The sequence below is a fragment of the Citrobacter sp. wls829 genome (genome assembly GCF_005280825.1).
Taxonomy (GTDB): Bacteria; Pseudomonadota; Gammaproteobacteria; order Enterobacterales; family Enterobacteriaceae; genus Citrobacter; species Citrobacter gillenii.
In genome coordinates this window covers 116,215-135,328 of record NZ_SZWP01000100.1, presented here as the reverse complement: position 1 = coordinate 135,328, position 19,114 = coordinate 116,215, and the positions used below count along the sequence as shown (strand labels likewise).

The window sequence follows — 19,114 nt, the reverse complement described above, 5'->3', positions numbered from 1 at the left end:
AAAAAAGCCCTCCGCGAGGAGGGCAAGGCCAGTTACAGAAACATTAAATTAAAAACAGGGCACAATCATTTCGGGGACTACAGTTGAAACAGTTCCGGCTGCTCGGGCAGTTTGGCAATGTACAACGCCGGTTTGCCATCTTTGTCTGAGCTAAAAAGTACCGCGCGATCGTCTGGTGTAAACGACGGATGCGGGTGGGTGACCTGACGGCTGTTTGCCACGGTAGCCCAGGAAGTATCGTGGCGTGCGATGCGGAAACAGCTTTTCTTCGCTACATCAAATCCATACAGATAAGGGTCGTTATCGATGGTGTACCCGCCAGTATCCTTCACGTCTACCGGTGTACCTGAACCATCGCCGACCAGCAATGTGCCATCAAAATTGCTCATTAAATGCGAGCAGGCAGGCATTAACATTACGGCTTCATTAACGCCGGTATCAGGATTGTAGCTGGAGATGGTGCGTCCTTGCTGACCTTTCAGGTACGAGACATAGACCAGCGCCGAGCCGTTCGGGACCCAAAATTCATGGGTGCAACTTTCACCCTGCGCATGATCCTTAACTTTACGCACGTTACTGCCGTCTTCATTGACCAGCCACATTCGCGCATCGACCAAATCGTGCGGACCTTCATGGCAGAAAGCGACGGTGTTATCGTCGAACGGACGGTAAATCGGATGACCCAGCCAGTTTTTCTCTTCGTGAATCACCGCGCTGTCGCCGGTACGTAAATCGACGCGCAGCAGTCGGCAGTGCGGGCCTTTATGGAAGAAGTCATGGAACAGCTGCCAGCTGTTTAACGGTGTCCAGTCGCTTTTAGCAATTTCGATACCGACCAGTTTTGTACAGTCGCTGTTGGCAACCCAGGTACCGTAGCCCACCCAGTCATCAGACACGCGGTACACTTCGCGTTCTGCCAACGTCTTGAGATTCACTTCCAGCAGGGTGCGGTCGTTTTTGACATAGTAGAGGGCGCTGTCGTCCGGCGATAAAAAACCGCCGAAGGTATTATCACCTGCGCCTTCGGTCAACTGAACGGCTTCGGCTTTGGCAAGATCCAGTAAATAGTAGTTCCAGTGACCATCAAATTCACCGGCGAACAGCAGGTGACTGCCATCATTAAAGAAGCATTTCTGATAGAAATAGTTTCGATGACAGGTTACTTCTGGTGGGGTCAGTCGGGTGACTTCCACGCCTGTATCCGGATCGCGGCTGATCTCATAGTTCAGCTTGACCCGCATGCCTTTAGCCATAATGCACTCCTTTTACCGTACGCAGGATTTCAGCAATCTGCGTCAGCACCCAGATTTATGATGAATTTAAAAACCAAGTGATAATTTATCAAAACAGTGTTTCATCATGTGTGATTGATGACGCAATTTGTAACAAAAAGCATAAGAAAGCATTTCTGCGGCGAGAGGTTGTTGAATGCTTTATCTCTACCTCCATGGAGTTATCATTTCTTATTATTTTACATCTATCTGTTTTATATGGTTTTTAAATCCAGTTGTTTTTTGTTATCTGCCGATTTTCCGTCGCTAGCGTGATCGCAACTACACTTTTGATAATAAGATGCAGAAAAAGTGAAACATCGTTTTAGTTGTAATTGAAAACGCGTTCCGGGAGAGATATCATTAACGCATTAGGAAAAACGGAACGACGTTTCGCTATCCGATAACGTATTCACGGTCAATTTATCACTGGAGGTAAATGTGGACGTAAGACAAAGTATCCACAGTGCGCATGCTAAAACCCTGGACACCCAGGCGCTGCGTAACGAATTTTTGGTAGAACAGGTATTTGTCGCAGACGAATACACCATGGTTTACAGCCACATCGACCGTATTATTGTCGGCGGGATTATGCCGGTGGCCAAAACCGTTTCCGTTGGTGGTGAAGTTGGCAAACAGCTGGGCGTAACGTATTTCCTCGAACGCCGTGAGCTGGGCGTGATCAACATCGGTGGTCCGGGCACGATTACCGTCGATGGTCAATGCTATGAAATCGGTCACCGCGATGCGCTGTATGTCGGTAAAGGTGCCAAAGAAGTGGTGTTTGCCAGCCTTGATGCGGCAACTCCGGCGAAGTTTTACTACAACTGTGCACCGGCACACACCGCGTACCCAACCAAAAAAGTCACGCCAGCAGACGTTGCGCCGGTGACGCTGGGTGATGATCTCACCAGTAACCGCCGTACCATCAACAAATACTTTGTGCCGGATGTTCTGGAAACATGCCAGTTGAGCATGGGTCTGACTGAACTGGCGCCGGGTAACCTGTGGAATACCATGCCGTGCCATACCCATGAACGCCGCATGGAAGTCTATTTCTACTTCAATATGGAAGAAGACACCTGTGTATTCCACATGATGGGGCAGCCTCAGGAAACGCGCCATATTGTGATGCACAACGAGCAGGCTGTTATTTCTCCAAGCTGGTCTATCCACTCTGGCGTGGGCACAAAAGCCTATACGTTTATTTGGGGTATGGTTGGCGAAAACCAGGTCTTTGATGACATGGATCACGTTGCAGTAAAAGATCTGCGCTAGTCGCGGGCGGCCACTCAGCCTGTCGGTGATGGGCACTATAAAAAATAAGGATTAACAATGATTTTGAATGCATTCTCTCTTGAAGGTAAAGTCGCCGTTGTGACAGGTTGTGACACCGGTCTGGGCCAGGGTATGGCGCTGGGTCTGGCGGAAGCGGGCTGCGATATCGTGGGTATCAACATTGTTGAGCCGACAGAAACTATCGAACGTGTTACCGCCCTGGGCCGTCGCTTTTTAAGCCTGACTGCCGACCTGCGTCAGATTGACGGTATTCCGGCACTGCTGGAGCGCGCGGTGGCAGAATTCGGCCATATCGATATTCTGGTGAACAATGCGGGTCTTATTCGTCGTGATGATGCGATCGATTTCAGCGAAAAAGACTGGGACGACGTCATGAACCTGAACATTAAGAGCGTATTCTTTATGTCCCAGGCGGCGGCGAAGCACTTCATCGCGCAGGGCAACGGCGGGAAAATTATTAACATCGCCTCTATGCTCTCCTTCCAGGGTGGCATCCGCGTGCCGTCTTACACCGCATCAAAAAGCGGCGTGATGGGCGTAACCCGCCTGATGGCGAACGAGTGGGCAAAACACAACATCAACGTCAATGCGATTGCACCGGGCTACATGGCGACCAACAACACGCAACAGCTGCGTGCTGATGAGCAGCGTAGCGCAGAAATCCTCGATCGTATCCCGGCAGGCCGTTGGGGTCTGCCTGACGATCTGAAGGGGCCAATCGTATTCCTGGCCTCCAGCGCATCTGACTACATCAATGGTTATACCGTTGCAGTAGACGGCGGCTGGCTGGCGCGTTAATTCCCTCTCCAGTATTAAAAAACCTGCCAACGGCAGGTTTTTTTTGGTTTTAAGTTATTTTAATCCATATTATGGTTATAAATTAATCCATAAATAATTTCATATGTATGAAACGGTAATATTTAATACTCTTTAATATCAGTGTATTAAATTTTATTGAGTAATTATCTATAAATTTTAAAATTGTAATGTCCATCACATAACGGTATGGGCTAGCTATTTTATCCATAACTATGCCGTTTCCAGCCTGACGCCCCTGGCAAGGGATCCCTTATTTTCAGTTTTATGTCTTACTCTGTTTCTGGCAGGAAAAAATGGTCTCAATTAATCATGATGCTGCATTAGCACCGCGCGCAATGCGCGACACGCGACGTATGAATCTGTTTGTCTCAGTTTCCGCTGCTGTCGCAGGATTATTATTTGGTCTGGATATTGGGGTGATCGCGGGTTCGCTGCCGTTTATCACTGAACACTTTGCGCTAAGCAGTCGTTTGCAGGAGTGGGTAGTCAGCAGCATGATGCTGGGTGCGGCAATTGGCGCACTGTTCAACGGCTGGCTCTCTTTCCGCCTCGGGCGAAAATACAGTCTGATGGTAGGGGCAATCCTCTTTGTTCTCGGATCGTTGGGATCGGCATTCGCGACAAGCGTTGAGCTTCTGATCGCCGCCCGGGTAGTACTGGGGGTTGCCGTCGGGATTGCTTCCTATACCGCGCCGCTTTATCTCTCAGAAATGGCCAGTGAAAACGTGCGCGGAAAAATGATCAGCATGTACCAGCTGATGGTTACGCTGGGCATTGTGCTGGCCTTTTTATCCGATACGGCGTTCAGCTACACCGGCAACTGGCGGGCCATGCTCGGCGTGCTGGCCCTGCCTGCGGTGGTGCTGATTGTTCTGGTGGTGTTTTTACCGAACAGCCCGCGCTGGCTGGCGCAAAAAGGGCGTCATATTGAAGCCGAAGAAGTGCTGCGTATGCTGCGAGATACCTCGGAAAAAGCCCGCGATGAACTGAATGACATCCGCGAAAGCCTGAAGCTAAAGCAGGGCGGATGGGCGCTGTTTAAGATCAACAGTAACGTGCGTCGTGCGGTTTTCCTCGGTATGTTGCTGCAGGCGATGCAGCAGTTCACCGGGATGAACATCATCATGTACTACGCGCCGCGGATTTTTAAAATGGCGGGCTTTACCACCACAGAACAGCAGATGATTGCCACACTGGTGGTTGGCTTAACCTTTATGTTTGCTACGTTTATCGCCGTCTTTACCGTCGATAAAGCCGGGCGTAAACCGGCGCTGAAAATTGGTTTTACCGTGATGGCGCTGGGAACATTGGTGCTGGGCTACTGCCTGATGCAGTTTGATAACGGCACGGCATCCCGCGGGTTATCGTGGCTGTCCGTCGGCATGACCATGATGTGTATCGCCGGCTATGCGATGAGCGCCGCGCCGGTGGTGTGGATCCTGTGCTCGGAAATTCAGCCGCTGAAATGCCGTGACTTTGGTATCACTTGTTCCACCACCACCAACTGGGTGTCGAATATGATCATCGGGGCAACGTTCCTGACGCTGCTCGACAGTATTGGCGCGGCCGGTACATTCTGGCTTTATACCGCGCTGAATGTCGTATTCATTGGTATTACGTTCTGGCTTATTCCTGAAACCAAAAACGTCACTCTGGAACATATCGAACGCAAGCTGATGGCGGGAGAGAAGTTGCGGAATATCGGCGTGTAATGTTAATGCCCGGTGGCGGATTTCGCTTACCGGGCCGACAGGTTCGCATTGGCCGGGTAGGGCGAAGCCGCCACCCGGCTTTTTATTTAGCGCATCGCGCGTTTCAGGATACGTTCAGCCTGACGCTGGAAGTCTGCGGCAGCTTCTTCCACGGTTTTCTGACCGTAGTCGATGTACTGCAGTGACGTACCGAACTGCGCCACGATCTGCGGGTCGTCAAAGTATGGCGACACGGTGAGTTTGGTTGGCAGCGACTGCGCCAGACGTAACCCAGCGACGGACGGATCGTTTTCTTTGATGGTGCCGTTTTGCGTCAGGATTTCAACGGCTGCTTTACTCAGCGGCACGCCGCGCTCCAGACCCAGCGTTTCGACACCTTCTTTGCTGTTCAGCAGGAAGTTAATCACTTTCGCGGCGGCTTCCGGATTTTTCGTGGATTTGCCAATAGACAGCATCTGCGCAGGTTTAAAGAACAGCCCTGCGTCCGTGGCACCTTCCATCATCGGGTAGCTACCCAGATCCAGCTTCGCCGGTGGCTTCAGGTTATCTGAATACTTGTTAATGGTGGAGTTCCACATGTAGGTGCCACCCCATTCGCCCTGGATCCACGGCTTCATTTCATACATGTTGCTCTTACCAAACGACGCATAGTATTTGGTGTCTGGCATTACGTGGCTATCAACCAGCTTTTTATAGGTCTGGAAGAACTCAACCCACTGCTCTTTGGAGTAGGAGAATTTCTTGGTCTTTTCATCTACGGCTGGAATGTTGTACTTCTGGATCATGTACGAGTTCAGCAGCGCCAGCGTGTCCTGATGCTCCAGTACCACCGGGTAGTACTGTTTGCCGAGCTTGCTTTCGAACGTTTTGCCCGCAGCCATCAACTCATCCCAGGTTTTCGGGTATTCAACGCCCGCTTTTTTCCAGGTTTCATCGTTAAAGTAGAACACGCGCGCGGTGACGGAAATGGGGATCCCGTTCAGCTTGCCGTTAACGGTAGTGGACTGCAGTTCTTTTGGATCGAACTGGCTTAAGTCGATCACGTCCTTCATTTTGTTCAAGTCGTAAAAACCGTCGCCATTTTTCGAGAAAATCGGCAGCCAGTTCCAGTTGGTTTGCATCACATCCGGCTCGGTACCGCCCGCAATCTGCGTGGTCAGGCGGGATAAGTGACCATCCCAGCCGGTATATTCGGCTTTGACGGTGATATCCGGGTTCAGCTTGTGAAACTCTTCTAACGCTTTCAGCGTGACCTGGTGGCGGCCATTGCCCCCCCACCAGGACATACGTAAATCAACATCCTTTGCCATAGAAGGCAGCGCGGTCAGGCCCAGAGTGGCGGAGATAGCGGCGCTTAAAAGCACTTTTTTCATTTTTATAACTCCATTAGAGAGAGATGTTCTTTTCAGTTTTTGCGTCAAAGAGATGACATTTATTTATATCGAACTTGAAATGCACCTTGCGGTTAAGACCTTTATCAATCATTGGCTTAGCTTTATCTGAAGGGATGCGAGCAGTCAGTTCGTAATCTGCCACTTTCAGGTAAACAAAGAATTCATGGCCCATGTTTTCCACGCGTACCATTTCGCCACTGCAGTTGCCTTCGGCAAAAGGCTCTTCGGCGACGTCGACGAATTCCGGACGGATGCCGTAGAAGACATCCTGACCGACATAAGAAGAGACTTTCTCCTGCTTTTCGTCGTTCAACGGCATGGTTTCATTGCCGATGGCAATGTGCAGGCGTCCCTCTTGTTCCACCAACTTGCAGGGGCGAATGTTCATCTCCGGTGCGCCGATAAAGCCAGCCACGAACATATTTTTCGGCTTGTGGTACAGGTTATCCGGGGTATCAACCTGCATGATGTGTCCCAGTTTCATCACGCAGATGCGGTCACCCATGGTCATCGCTTCGGTCTGATCGTGGGTCACGTACACGGTGGTGGCCGGCTTGCCGGATTTCTTCAACTGCTTGTGCAGGTCGGAAATACGGATACGCATTGAGGCACGCAGTTTGGCATCAAGGTTGGACAGCGGTTCGTCGAACAGGAACACGTCCGGTTTCTTCACAATCGCACGGCCAACGGCCACACGCTGTGCCTGACCACCGGAGAGCTGGCGAGGCAGGCGCTCCAGCAGTTCTTCCAGTTCGAGGATCTTCGCTGCTTCGTTTACCTGGGCATCAATCTGTGCCTTCGGCATTTTGCTTAGCTTCAGGCCGAACGCCAGGTTCTCACGCACCGTCATGTGCGGGTACAGCGCATAGTTCTGGAACACCATTGCAATCCCGCGCTCCTTCGGTGCCAGATTGTTCACAATCTTCTCGCCGATACGCACTTCGCCGCCGCTGATGGTTTCCAGACCGGCCAGCATACGCAGGGTGGTGGACTTGGCGCAGCCGGATGGCCCGACAATCACCATGAATTCCCCTTCTGCAATTTTCAGGTCGATACCATGTACCGCTTTGAAGCCGTTGGAGTACACTTTTTCCAGTTTATTAAAAATCACTTCAGCCATGATATTTCCCTCTTAACCTTTAATTCCGCTGCTGGTAACGCCCTGTACGAAGTAGCGTTGTGCCAGGAAGAACACAATGATGGATGGCAGAATGGAGATACTCGCCATTGCTAGAATTTCGTTCCACGGCGCACCTTCGGTAACGTCGATGGACATTTTCAGCGCCAGTGCAATCGGGTATTTATCCACGCTGTAGACATAAATCAGCGGCCCGATAAAGTCGTTCATTGACCACATGAACTGGAACAGAGCGACAGAGATGATGGCCGGTTTCAGAATCGGCACCACCACGTACCACAGCACCTGGAAGGAGTTACAGCCGTCAATCTGCGCCGCTTCTTCCATGTCACGCGGTACGCCGCGCAGGAACTGAATCAGCATGAAGACAAAGAACCCTTGCGTGGCGAAGGCCAGCGGCAGGTACAGCGGCATATAGCTGTTCAGCATGCCCATTTCACGGAACATCAGGTACTGCGGGATCAGCAAGACGGTGCTTGGTAGCAGCATGGTGGTGATGAGCGTGGCGAACCAGAATTTCTTCCATGGGATCTCGAAGCGGGCAAAGCCGTATGCCACGATGGTGGAAGAGATAATGGTCAGGATGACTTTCGGAATCACATACTTAAAGGTGTTCAGCATGTAATGGCCGAAGGTGTATTCGGTACCGGTTTTCCAGCCGTTGACGAAGCCATCCCAGGTGGCGTTTGCAGGCCACAGGCTCAGGGTGGTGAAGATCTCGTGGTTCGGTTTGAACGAGGCCGAGAACATCCACACCAGCGGGTACAGCATCAGCAGCCCTACCAACAGCAGGATCACGTAGCGGATGGCCGCGTTAATTTTTTCCCGACGCAGGGTGCGGGCAACTTCACGCTCAGCGATGCTCTGAGCTTCAGAGATTTGTTGGATATCAGCCATTTTTGCCTCCCTTATCGGCGGAATAGAACACCCAGTATTTCGAAGACTTGAAGGCAATGGCCGCAAAGATCGCAACAACCAGGAACAATACCCAGGCCAGCGCCGCGCCGTAGCCCATGTCAAAGTACTTGAAGGCCGTGTCGTAGATGTACAGGGAGAACAGGTAGGTGGAGTAGGTTGGTCCGCCGCCGGTTATCACGTACGGGCCAGTAAACTCCTGGAATGCCTGTGTGGTCTGCATGATGAAGTTGAAGAAGATAACCGGCGTAATCAACGGCACGGTGACTTTCATAAACATCTGCCATTTGGATGCGCCATCGATCATTGCCGCTTCGTACTGAGACTGCGGTACGTTTTGCAACGCCGCGAGGAAGATAACCATCGCGGAGCCAAACTGCCAGACGCGCAGCAGGGTCACGGACATCAGTGCCAGCGAGGGTTCACCCAGCCAGTTAACCGGGTCAAAGCCTAATACACCGATAAAGCTGTTCAGCAGACCGTCGATGGCAAACAGCGCACGCCACAGCACGGCGATAGCCACGGAGCTACCGAGGATGGACGGAATATAGTAAGCCGTACGGAAGAAGCCGATACCGCGTAATTTAAAGTTAAGAACAAACGCAATCCCTAATGCAAATGCCAGTTTTAATGGGATTGTCAAAAATACGTAGGCGAACGTCACGCCCATGGATTTCCAGAAGAGAGCATCTTCTGTCAGCATGTAGCGATAGTTCTCGATGCCGTTAAACACCGGCGGACTCATCAAGTCATACTCAGTAAAACTGAGGAAGAAAGATGAAACGAATGGGAAGGCGGTAAAGATTATCAACCCTATGATATAGGGTGATATCCACGCCAATCCCAGCATTCTGTTTTCATTCATACATACCTACCTGGCGAGTAATGGTTTAATACGGATTCGGTTGTAACGAACCGGACATACTCTCTGGATGCCCGGTGTGTCGGCGTTCTGTGTCTGTTTGCGATACCAATGCTCCCTGTTAATGATTGATATACAATGCTTTTAATGTTGTCATTAACCGGTTGTCATCCTAACGATCAACATGAATGAACCGCCGCTCTTGATTTGTAAAACATCGTTTTAATTTATTTTATTGCGATTTGTTTCTACGTCATTCACATAATGATGGAAATGTGATCAAAGTCGAAACGGCGTTTCAAATAGGTGAGGTGCGCGTCATATTTTAAAAATTCCTGCCGGATTTCTATGGGTTATGACGACATGTATGGCAGCTTTTTTGGCGGGTTAAAGTAATGAAAGTTATATTATTAACATGCTAACAATGCTATTGCGGGCATAAAAAAGCCTTCCACTAAGGAAGGCTTGAAATAAAGGGGGACATTATCTTTTCAGGAAGTCTTCACGTACCGGTGTGAAGGTATCCAGTAATGTTCCCGGCTTTAAACACACGCAGCCGTGCATAATATTGGGTTGTTTATATAACGTGTCACCGGCGCGCACGACATGCTTTTCTTCGCCAATGGTAAATTCAAATTCACCTGACAGCACGTAGGTTAGCTGCTCGTGCGGGTGGCAGTGCATTGGGCCAACTGCGCCTTGTTCAAAGTTGACTTCAACGGCCATCATTTTGCCATCGTGAGCCAGAATGCGGCGGCTTACGCCATTGCCCAAATCTTCAAGGGTGGTTTCTTTATGAAAAATAAACATCCGGCAGTCCTGTAGTATGTTGAAACAATGTTTCATTAAATTTATATCAGAAAGAGTAAAAAAGAAACGCTTGCTCACAGATGTGGAAAGTTGATCACATCTTTGCTTCACTGGCATGACGGTAACGAACGCGGGGAAAATGATGAAAACGATCGGTCTGTTAGGTGGTATGAGCTGGGAATCGACCATTCCTTATTATCGCTTGATTAACGAAGGCGTAAAACAGCGATTGGGTGGCCTGCATTCGGCGCAGATCCTACTGCACAGCGTGGATTTCCATGAGATTGAGCTGTGTCAGAGTCGTGGCGAGTGGGATAAAGCGGGCGACATTCTGGCGCAGGCTGCGCGGGGACTTCAACAGGCCGGTGCCGAGGGCATTGTGCTGTGTACCAACACCATGCATAAGGTGGCCGGGGCGATTGAAGCCGCCTGTGATGTGCCTTTTCTGCATATTGCGGATGCAACAGGACGCGCCATCAGTCAGCAGAATATGAGTAATGTGGCGCTGTTGGGTACGCGCTACACCATGGAGCAGGATTTCTATCGCGGTCGCCTACAGGATGAATTTGGTATTAGCACCTTGATTCCCGAACAAGGCGATAGGCAGAAAATTAACCAGATAATTTTTGACGAGCTGTGCCTCGGCGAATTCAGCGACGCCTCGCGCGACTATTACCTGAGTGTGATAGGCGACCTGGAAAGCCAGGGAGCGCAAGGGGTGATTTTTGGCTGTACCGAGATTGGTCTGCTGGTGCCAGCAGAATTAAGCCCGATCCCGGTATTTGATACGGCAGCGATTCACGCGGCGGATGCAGTGGAGTTTATGCTGTCTTAATGCTGGGGTGCCGGATGGCGCTTGCGCTTATCCGGCCTACGGGTGTGTGGAGGTAGGCCGGATAAGACGCTTTGTGTCGCCATCCGGCAATGTTGCCTGAAATACCTATTTCGCTCTGGTTAATAATTGCCAGGTGATATCCGTTTCCAGCGCCGTTTCATCGCTGTTACCGCTAAACGCGCTGTCGTTCAGTACCGGGAACAAAGTGACGGTGAAGCTCATCTGCTTGCCTGCCGGGACCGCGTTGTTCTCTACCGCGACGATAACATCATTGCTGTGAATGTATTGCGCTGCACCGCTGCCACTTTCCGGCGTCAGATTGATTTGATCGACCGTCTTACCCGCACTGTACTCTTTGCCATCCACGGTGACGTGACTGACTTTAAAGGCCACGCCGCCTTTCTGACCAAACTGGAAGCGCCCCTTTTCGCCCGCCGCGCCCAGCGCCTGCACGCCCATCTGTACATTTTCCGGGCACGAGGCGTTGACGGTGATCTCCCGTTCGGCCATTTTGTGCCAGCTCTGCTGGGTGGTGACAACGTCCTCGCGGCGTAGCTGTGTATAATTCACTTCTGACTGAGAGACGGTTAGCTGGCAGTCGTTTTCATCCGCGTGGGTTAACGGGGACAACGCCAGCCCAAGGCCGACGACGAGGTATTTCACGCTGTTTTTCATCGGCTTTTTCATCGGCATTCTCCGTTCACTTCTTCATAAAACGCCTCTTCGTCTCTTTTATCACTCAGGACGTAGGCTATCTGACAAATCCGGTTATTGTTGTTGTCCATCGCGTACAGGGCATCGATCTGATCGGCATCGTTCAGGAACACGTGGCCGTCATCGACGCTGGTGACGATATAGTTGCTTTTCCCGTCCACAATCGAGAGCCCTTTGCCGAGCGCGCTGCCGTCAGGTCGTTTCACCCGCAGCATCACCCGGCGGCTGTTGAGGATCTTAAAGCTGACTTCGCTCACCGACGCGTGGGCGGCGGCAAGGTACTTGGTACCGTTGGCCAGGGTCATGCTTTGCGGCAGTTTGTTGGCATCGATTTCAATACGCGAGTTGCGCCATTCGTTGAGCCCCGGGATCACCGCCTGACCCCATTTATCCGTCCACACCGTGCCCTGCGGCGTGCTGATTTCCACCCCGGCCCGGGGCTCGTTCAGCGTCGCGATGGCGAAGGTGTCGCGGATGGAGTACGGCGTGAAGGTGACGCCGTTTTTGTGCACAGCCACGCCGCCGGAGAGCGAGGCGTTATAGTTGCGCTGATGGCTGCCGTTGCTGCCGCCGCCGAGGCCTAACTGGGTGTAGTGCAGGTTGCTGCTGATGCTGCCGTTAACGCTGTTGTCGTTGCTTTCGTTATCCCGGTCAGCGGAAAGGGAATAGCTGGTGTGCTCCGACAGCGAACCTGAGTTCTGCACGCCGTAGCTGGTGCGGTCGCCCTGGTTACGCATATACGAACCGATGCTCTGTGAGCCGCCCAGCGGGATGCTGAGGTTGACGTACAGCATATCGTCGTCCTGGTCGTCGTCGCTGTTGCCGACGGCGCTCTGCCAGTTCACTGACACTGAGGCGTATTTAAAGGTTTTCCCCCACGAGGCGAGAATATAGCGGGAGTCCTCGCCGTCGCCTCCGGCCTGGTTGTAGGTAAAGCCAAAGTTAAAGGTGCCGGCAGGGCCGGAGGACCAGCTCAGGTTGGTGGACCAGGTATTATCGTAGGGCTGGAAATCATCGTCCAGGGCGTCGGCCAGTTCGCGGTAGCCGCCGCTGTAATGGGCGGCACTGCCGGAGATGCTGACCTGTTCGCTGAGGGAGAGTGAACTTTGCAGCTCGGTTTTCAGGCCGCTGTCCGCTTCGCCAAACTGCTCGCGGCTGCCCGCGACGCTTGCCGATGCGCTCCAGGTGTCAGTGAGCAGCACATCAGCCTGTGCGCCGCTGGCCTGGTAATCCTGCGCCAGCATGCCGGAGGCCAGAATGTTGAGGCGCGGCAGAACACGCCAGCCGTCGGACAGGTTAGCGACCCACGGATCGTCATAATCGCCGTCAATATTGCGCACCCGTCCCACGGAGGCGGAAAGTCCCTGCGGGCGGGCCAGCCCCTGGGCCCGGACGGCGGAGGCGGGAACGATAAAGCGGCTGGAGGCACCGTCGGACTCGATGACGGTGACCTCGAGATCGACGTTGCTGCGCACGACGGGGACGTCTTCAAGGGTGAAGGGCCCGGCAGGGACGAGGGTGTTAAATATCAGGCGACCGTTTTGTCTCACTTCAACGCGGGCCTGTGAACCCCGGGCGATCCCGGAGACGCTGACCCCGGTGCCGCTGCTTTGCAGAGCGCTGGTCGGGGTCAGCTGCATGCCGGTAATTGGTACGCCGCTGAGGACGTCAGACGTGGCGTTGATTTCGCCGACCTGCAGGGTCATTCTCTGTGCGGCAAAGACGTGCTCGGCGTAGGTATAGAGGCTTTCAGCATTCTTATCGCCATCATCGTCTGTCAGGATGTAACGGCTGCGCAGGGCCCAGTCGGCCACGTTGAAGCCGCCTTCGAGGCTGGCCTGTGAATAGGTATTGCTTTCGCTGCCCTGGTATTCGCTGCGGGTACTGAACAGGGAGTAGTTGAGCATCCCGGCGCTGCCGCCGTGCTGGAAGTTTTTGATGTCGCCGTTCAGGCTGTTGAGCGCTTCGGGCGGCAGGAACAGCTCGACGCTGTTCTGCCCCGGCAGGGCGTTGACCACCGACTGTGCGTAGTCGGTGGTGATATTGTGGCATTGCTCGTCTGATTTCAGGGGAACGGGCATCAGCCCGGCAAAATCGAGAAAGTCTTTGTCGATGCACAGGGTACCGTCTTCACCAAAGCGGACGGCGGCGGTACCGCGTCCTTTGCCGTTGACCACCACCTGCACCGAATGCACGCCCGGAAGGTAGCGGGGCGTTTTCGAAAAGTAGCGGTTCAGGTCGGCGCTGAGGCCGCGGGACTGCAGAATGCCGGTATCGAAGGTGACTTCGCGCGCCAGTGCGCCCTGAGAAGGCAGAAAAATGAGCGGAAGTGCGCCGTATAACGCGGCGCGAATAATGTGGGCCAGAGGCTTTTTATTATGCATCGACATATTCCCTTATTTCGCGCTGAAATCGGCGATAAAGCTCGGTACCTCAACGCCGTAGCGGCTGGCGGGGAAGAATTTGACTTTGTTATTACCACTCACGCTTCTGGTGAGCGCGATATCCAGCGACTCGCCGGGCAGGATATAGGTTTTTTTGATGCTCCCGGTGGTGCCGGAGGGCTGGAAGACGACGTTCTGCGCCAGGCGCACCACATATTTACTCGGGTTGGTCACTTTTGCCGTGGTGCCGGAGCCGGACCACGTGAGCATTTTCCAGGCGTCGGTGACGACGGCCAGCTTCGCCGGACGGATTAACACCGGCAAATCCTGGCGGATGTTAATACCGATTTTAATTTTCTTGTCGTCGTTTTTGGGCGGAATACCTTCGAAGGTGACGCGTTTATAATGCTCGACATCCAGCGGGGCGTTATTTTGCAGAATAAAACGCAACTGTTGTGTTTGTCCGGGCTCCACGCGAACTACCGGCTGGGTGGCAATCAGCTTAATACCGTTATTATCGTCAGGCAGGTCAACGACGGTGGTATATAACAGCGCCGGAGTGTTGTCGGTATTTTTGACGTTCATGGTGCCGCTGTGGGTGGCTTCGTCAATGACCAGCAGGCTGGTTTCGGGAACCATGCCCGCAGCATGAAGATAAAGTGGTACTGATAATATTGCGGTGATAAAAATTTTTTTTAATAGCTGCATGAGTATTCATCCTTGAAGTCAAAAAATTGAAATCCATGTCAAAAAAGACTAAATACAGAGAGTGATATTTCTTCACTCTCTGTATTAATCAAAGAAGTATCGTATTACAGATAGCGTAGGCTGATAGTTAATTGGCCGTTTAGATCGGTATCATCTGTGATGGCAAGCGTTGTGGTATCCTGGATTGCCAATGAGGTCGTTAGAGGAAAGGTTGCGGTTGTGAAAGCTAATGGTTCAAGTGAGCCAGTGGTGGCCACCGTCATGTCGCGTATGCTTTCGCCCTGAGTACCAGCCTGACCAGATTTCGCCCAGGCTGTATGTGTATCTGCGCTGTAAAATTGTGCATAAATTGTATCTACTTTTGATGCATTAGCCGTGACGTTATCCCGGTTCACAAACAGGGTATAACCGCCAATCTTCACACCGTCAGTTGTAGCGCCAATACCATAAACCTGACTTGCTAGACTAGTAGAGCCTCCACCGTAAAACGCATCCTGCACGGTGATTGATGCTCTGGTACTGGCCTGGTCATCAATCAAATTCCATGAAACTTTTGTTGCTGCGGTGCAGTTAATTGTGAAATCGATATCTTTGTGGCCAAGTTGATTGGCAGCAGTTGAAGAAAGCGAACTTAAATGAATATAACCGTAATCCACAACACCACCGTTACTGAGCTCTGGGGTGCAGGAAGCATTAGTCAGTTTCCCCTGAACCTGCAGTACCGCAGTCGGGTCAGCAAAAGCAGAACCTGCGCATACCATCAGCGCAGCGGCAATAAGCGTCTTTTTCATGTGTTATTCCTTAACGTATAAATTCAATTTTTGCGGGCAAATTACAGGTAGCGCAGGCTGATAGTGACCTGACCGTCCAGGTTGGTATCGTCAGTTATCGCCAGCGTTGTGGTGTCCTGGATAGCCAGAGAGGTGACCAGCGGGAAGGTGGCGGTAGTAAAGGCCAGCGGCTCAACGCTAGCGGTGGCGGCCACAGTGATATCGCGGTTGTTCAGACCTTCGGTAACACCGTCGGTGCTTTTGATCCAGGTGTTGTTATTACCGTCCATCACGATAGTGTCGGCAGAGCCGCTGTCAGTCACAACGCTACCGACCTTAACAAACAGGGAGTAGTTACCAATCGCCACGTCGCCAGCTGTCTTGCCGACGCCATAGGTCTGGTTGGCGGCGGAAACGGCACCACTGGTGGCATTGCCGTTATCAACAGTGAGGCCAGCACGGCTGTCCACGCGGTCATCGACCAGGTTCCAGGAAACTTTGGTGGCGGCATCGCAGGTAATGGTCAGGTCGATGGTCTTCTGGCCCAGCTGATTAACAGCGGAATCAGACAGATCGGACAGATGAACGGTACCGTAATCCACCACGCCGCTGTTGCTTAATGTCGGGGAACAGGCGGCATTGGTTAATACGCCTTTAACTTTTAATACGGCGGTTGGGGCTGCAATCGCAGACGAGGTGCAGGCTGCCAGAATAACGGCAAGAAGTGTTTTTTTCATTTGTTAATCCTTAACATGTGAAATGAGAGATGCAATGAAATAAGCCACGGCCGCCATGTAATATTATCCGGCGAAGTTGTTTATTAAATGCTCTTGCAGTATAAACAGGACTAATATAATGGTTAAATTAATAATATTAATTATTGGATTAATTAAAACTAAAATGGATTTATGATATGGTTGATCTTGATTTATTCATGCGGTGATTGAATGACTGGGTTATTGGATTAAATTGGTGTTTAAATTAGTTTTTTTAAACTAATATATCAGCTTGATGGGTATTTCACAGTTTGTGCTATTCATAATATTTTAGAAATTAGTTACTCAGAGAGCCTTTCAGTAATGCAGCAGTGCCCTGCATTTCATTTAACAAATGAGTACTAAAAGCATCAACCAGCGCGGATGCTGGGCGATGTAAAGGATGTACCAGACTGACGGTAAACGGTACCGAAACGCTAAATCGGCGGATAACGATCCCACTGCTGGCATAGTCCATCGCCGTTAGCGGATTTACAACAGAGATCCCCACGCCTGCGCGTACCATCGCGCAAATAGAGGCGGCGCTATGGGTTTCAATCACCATCCGGCGTTTGACCTGATGCTCGTTAAACAGGGTATCCAGCAGTTGGCGATAACTGTCGGTGCGTGACAGACTAATATAGTTTTCGCCCTGAAAATCCTGCGGTGTTAAGACCATTTTTTCAGCCAGCGGATGTCCTTGCGGCAATACGCAAACTTCATCAAGCGAGAGTAACTCCGTGCGCTCGGTTCCGGCGGGAGTATGCAGCGTCTCCGTTATGCCTAAATCGTGACGCTGTGCCGACAGCCACTCCTCCAGCAGTGGAGACTCCTGCGGCACAATCTGAATATTGACCTGCGGATAGCGCGCCAAAAACGGTTGCAGCAGCGAGGGCAAAAAGGATTGTGAAAAGACCGGCAGACAGACAATCGATAACTCCCCCTGGCGGAACTCGCGCAGGCTTTCGGCGGCGCTCACAATCCGATCCAGTCCGTACCAGGAACGCTGTACTTCTTCGAATAATCGAAGTCCTTGCACCGTTGGGTGTAGACGTCCGCGACTGCGCTCAAACAGCTTCAATCCCAGTACCTGCTCGAATCGCGCCAGCTCGCGGCTGACGGTCGGCTGCGAGGTATTCAGCATCCGTGCGGCTTCCGTCAGGTTGCCCGCCGTCATGATGGCGTGAAAGATTTCGATATGGCGCAGGTTAACGGCAGGCATGGGCATTCCTCGAATCAACTAGTCCATATCATTTTTGCATAGACTCACGATAAAACGATATTTTTTATTATCTTCAGGCTGTGGCGTAATCATAAAAAACAGATACCGGAGTTTGCTATGCCACGCCCACTCAACAATACCGATACTGACCTGACCGCTGACAACCTGCTGCGCCTGCCCGCCGAATTTGGCTGTCCGGTGTGGGTTTATGATGCGCAAATCATCCGCGCGCAGATTGCTAAACTCGGCCAGTTTGACGTGGTGCGATTTGCCCAGAAGGCGTGCTCAAATATTCATATCCTGCGCCTGATGCGTGAGCAGGGCGTGAAGGTGGATTCCGTCTCATTAGGCGAGATTGAACGTGCGCTGGCGGCGGGGTTCGTGCCGGGTAACGATGAGATTGTCTTTACCGCAGATATGATTGATGGCGCGACGCTGGCGCGGGTGCACGAGCTGCAGATCCCGGTGAATGCCGGTTCGGTGGATATGCTTGAGCAACTGGGCCAGCTGTCGCCGGGCCACCGCGTGTGGCTGCGTGTTAACCCTGGTTTTGGTCATGGGCACAGCCAGAAAACCAATACCGGCGGTGAAAATAGCAAGCACGGGATCTGGTATAGCGATCTTCCGGCGGCACTGGAAGTGATCCAGCGCTATCAGCTGAAGCTGGTCGGCATTCATATGCATATCGGTTCTGGCGTGGATTACGGTCATCTGGAGCAAGTGTGCGGCGCAATGGTGCGTCAAGTGATGGAGTTTGGTCAGGATCTTGACGCGATCTCGGCGGGTGGTGGCTTATCGATCCCGTATCGTGAAGGGGAAGAGGCGATCAATACCGATCACTACTTTGGTCTGTGGAACGCCGCGCGTGAGCAAATTGCTAAACATCTGGGGCATCCGGTGAAACTTGAGATCGAGCCTGGGCGTTTTCTGGTGGCCGAAGCGGGTGTGCTGGTGGCGCAAGTACGCAGCGTTAAAGAGATGGGTAGCCGCCACTTTGTATTGATCGACGCCGGTTTTAACGATCTGATGCGCCCGGCGATGTACGGTAGTTATCACCACATTTCGGCGCTGGCGGGTGATGGTCGTTCGTTAGAGCAGGCCGCGCAGATTGACACAGTGGTTGCCGGGCCGCTATGTGAATCCGGTGATGTGTTTACCCAGCAGGAGGGCGGCAAAGTCGAAACGCGTCTGCTGCCAGCGGTTGTACCGGGCGATTATCTGGTGCTACACGACACCGGGGCGTACGGTGCGTCGATGTCGTCGAATTACAACAGCCGACCGCTGCTACCGGAAGTGCTGTTTGATAACGGCGTGGCGCGACTGATTCGTCGTCGCCAGACCATTGATGAGCTGTTAGCGCTGGAACTTATTTGAGAGGTGGGATTCCCGGCGGCGCTGCGCTTGGCCGGGTGTAGGCCGGATAAGGCGGTAGCCGCCATCCGGCAATGTGCGCGGTGATGCCTGATGGCGCTACGCTTATCAGGCCTACAAATATGCACGAATGTA

General features: G+C 52.2%; 17 protein-coding genes. 5 read left to right on the top strand and 12 right to left on the bottom strand.

What is annotated here, in order from left to right:
• Window positions 1–77: 77 nt before the first annotated feature.
• Complete coding sequence (locus FDW88_RS19485; protein WP_096755829.1) at window positions 78–1,253, bottom strand: oligogalacturonate lyase family protein; 1,176 nt, start codon at window positions 1,251–1,253, stop codon at window positions 78–80.
• Between the two features lie 459 nt (window positions 1,254–1,712).
• Here FDW88_RS19485 and kduI point away from each other — a divergent pair, with 459 nt between their 5' ends.
• From kduI to FDW88_RS19470, 3 genes are all read left to right on the top strand, one after another.
• Window positions 1,713–2,549, top strand: a complete 837-nt coding sequence (gene kduI, locus FDW88_RS19480; RefSeq protein ID WP_096755830.1) for a 5-dehydro-4-deoxy-D-glucuronate isomerase — start codon at window positions 1,713–1,715, stop codon at window positions 2,547–2,549.
• A 57-nt stretch (window positions 2,550–2,606) separates the two neighbouring features.
• Window positions 2,607–3,368, top strand: a complete 762-nt coding sequence (gene kduD, locus FDW88_RS19475) for a 2-dehydro-3-deoxy-D-gluconate 5-dehydrogenase KduD (protein WP_096755831.1) — start codon at window positions 2,607–2,609, stop codon at window positions 3,366–3,368.
• A gap of 314 nt (window positions 3,369–3,682) precedes the next feature.
• On the top strand, window positions 3,683–5,101 hold the full coding sequence (locus FDW88_RS19470; RefSeq protein WP_115257557.1) for a sugar porter family MFS transporter: 1,419 nt from the start codon (window positions 3,683–3,685) through the stop codon (window positions 5,099–5,101).
• An 86-nt stretch (window positions 5,102–5,187) separates the two neighbouring features.
• Here the strand turns inward: FDW88_RS19470 and FDW88_RS19465 are convergent, their stop codons facing one another.
• The 5 genes from FDW88_RS19465 to FDW88_RS19445 form a co-directional block, all read right to left on the bottom strand.
• Window positions 5,188–6,474, bottom strand: a complete 1,287-nt coding sequence (locus tag FDW88_RS19465; RefSeq protein ID WP_096755833.1) for an ABC transporter substrate-binding protein — start codon at window positions 6,472–6,474, stop codon at window positions 5,188–5,190.
• A gap of 13 nt (window positions 6,475–6,487) precedes the next feature.
• Entirely contained in the window at window positions 6,488–7,615 is a 1,128-nt protein-coding gene (locus FDW88_RS19460) for an ABC transporter ATP-binding protein (RefSeq protein WP_096755834.1), read from the bottom strand.
• Between the two features lie 12 nt (window positions 7,616–7,627).
• Window positions 7,628–8,530: a carbohydrate ABC transporter permease gene (locus FDW88_RS19455; protein ID WP_096755835.1), complete on the bottom strand. Its 903-nt coding sequence runs from the start codon at window positions 8,528–8,530 to the stop codon at window positions 7,628–7,630.
• On the bottom strand, window positions 8,523–9,413 hold the full coding sequence (locus tag FDW88_RS19450; protein ID WP_137363196.1) for a carbohydrate ABC transporter permease: 891 nt from the start codon (window positions 9,411–9,413) through the stop codon (window positions 8,523–8,525). Before FDW88_RS19450 ends, FDW88_RS19455 begins: the two co-directional genes overlap by 8 nt.
• A 480-nt stretch (window positions 9,414–9,893) precedes the next feature.
• Complete coding sequence (locus FDW88_RS19445) at window positions 9,894–10,220, bottom strand: cupin domain-containing protein (protein WP_137363195.1); 327 nt, start codon at window positions 10,218–10,220, stop codon at window positions 9,894–9,896.
• A 142-nt stretch (window positions 10,221–10,362) separates the two neighbouring features.
• On the opposite strand from FDW88_RS19445, the gene FDW88_RS19440 reads away from it, so the two are divergent.
• The gene (locus FDW88_RS19440) at window positions 10,363–11,055 is read left to right on the top strand and encodes an aspartate/glutamate racemase (protein ID WP_137363199.1); all 693 of its coding nucleotides are present in this window, start codon (window positions 10,363–10,365) and stop codon (window positions 11,053–11,055) included.
• Window positions 11,056–11,160: 105 nt separating this feature from the next.
• On the opposite strand, the gene FDW88_RS19435 is transcribed toward FDW88_RS19440, so the two are convergent.
• From FDW88_RS19435 to FDW88_RS19410, 6 genes are all read right to left on the bottom strand, one after another.
• Window positions 11,161–11,742: a hypothetical protein gene (locus FDW88_RS19435; RefSeq protein ID WP_249354905.1), complete on the bottom strand. Its 582-nt coding sequence runs from the start codon at window positions 11,740–11,742 to the stop codon at window positions 11,161–11,163.
• The gene (locus FDW88_RS19430; RefSeq protein WP_137363194.1) at window positions 11,739–14,153 is read right to left on the bottom strand and encodes a fimbrial biogenesis usher protein; all 2,415 of its coding nucleotides are present in this window, start codon (window positions 14,151–14,153) and stop codon (window positions 11,739–11,741) included. The genes FDW88_RS19435 and FDW88_RS19430 overlap by 4 nt, the downstream gene beginning before the upstream one ends.
• A gap of 12 nt (window positions 14,154–14,165) precedes the next feature.
• A complete protein-coding gene (locus tag FDW88_RS19425) occupies window positions 14,166–14,861 on the bottom strand; it encodes a fimbria/pilus chaperone family protein (RefSeq protein WP_137363193.1) in 696 nt (231 codons plus the stop codon).
• 104 nt (window positions 14,862–14,965) lie between these two features.
• Window positions 14,966–15,652 carry a DUF1120 domain-containing protein gene (locus tag FDW88_RS19420; RefSeq protein ID WP_137363192.1) on the bottom strand — a complete coding sequence of 229 codons (687 nt, stop codon included), beginning with the start codon at window positions 15,650–15,652 and terminating at the stop codon, window positions 14,966–14,968.
• Between the two features lie 41 nt (window positions 15,653–15,693).
• Window positions 15,694–16,368: a DUF1120 domain-containing protein gene (locus tag FDW88_RS19415; RefSeq protein ID WP_137363191.1), complete on the bottom strand. Its 675-nt coding sequence runs from the start codon at window positions 16,366–16,368 to the stop codon at window positions 15,694–15,696.
• Between the two features lie 316 nt (window positions 16,369–16,684).
• A complete protein-coding gene (locus tag FDW88_RS19410; protein WP_137363190.1) occupies window positions 16,685–17,608 on the bottom strand; it encodes a LysR family transcriptional regulator in 924 nt (307 codons plus the stop codon).
• Between the two features lie 117 nt (window positions 17,609–17,725).
• Here FDW88_RS19410 and lysA point away from each other — a divergent pair, with 117 nt between their 5' ends.
• Complete coding sequence (gene lysA, locus FDW88_RS19405) at window positions 17,726–18,982, top strand: diaminopimelate decarboxylase (RefSeq protein WP_137363189.1); 1,257 nt, start codon at window positions 17,726–17,728, stop codon at window positions 18,980–18,982.
• Window positions 18,983–19,114 lie beyond the last annotated feature (132 nt).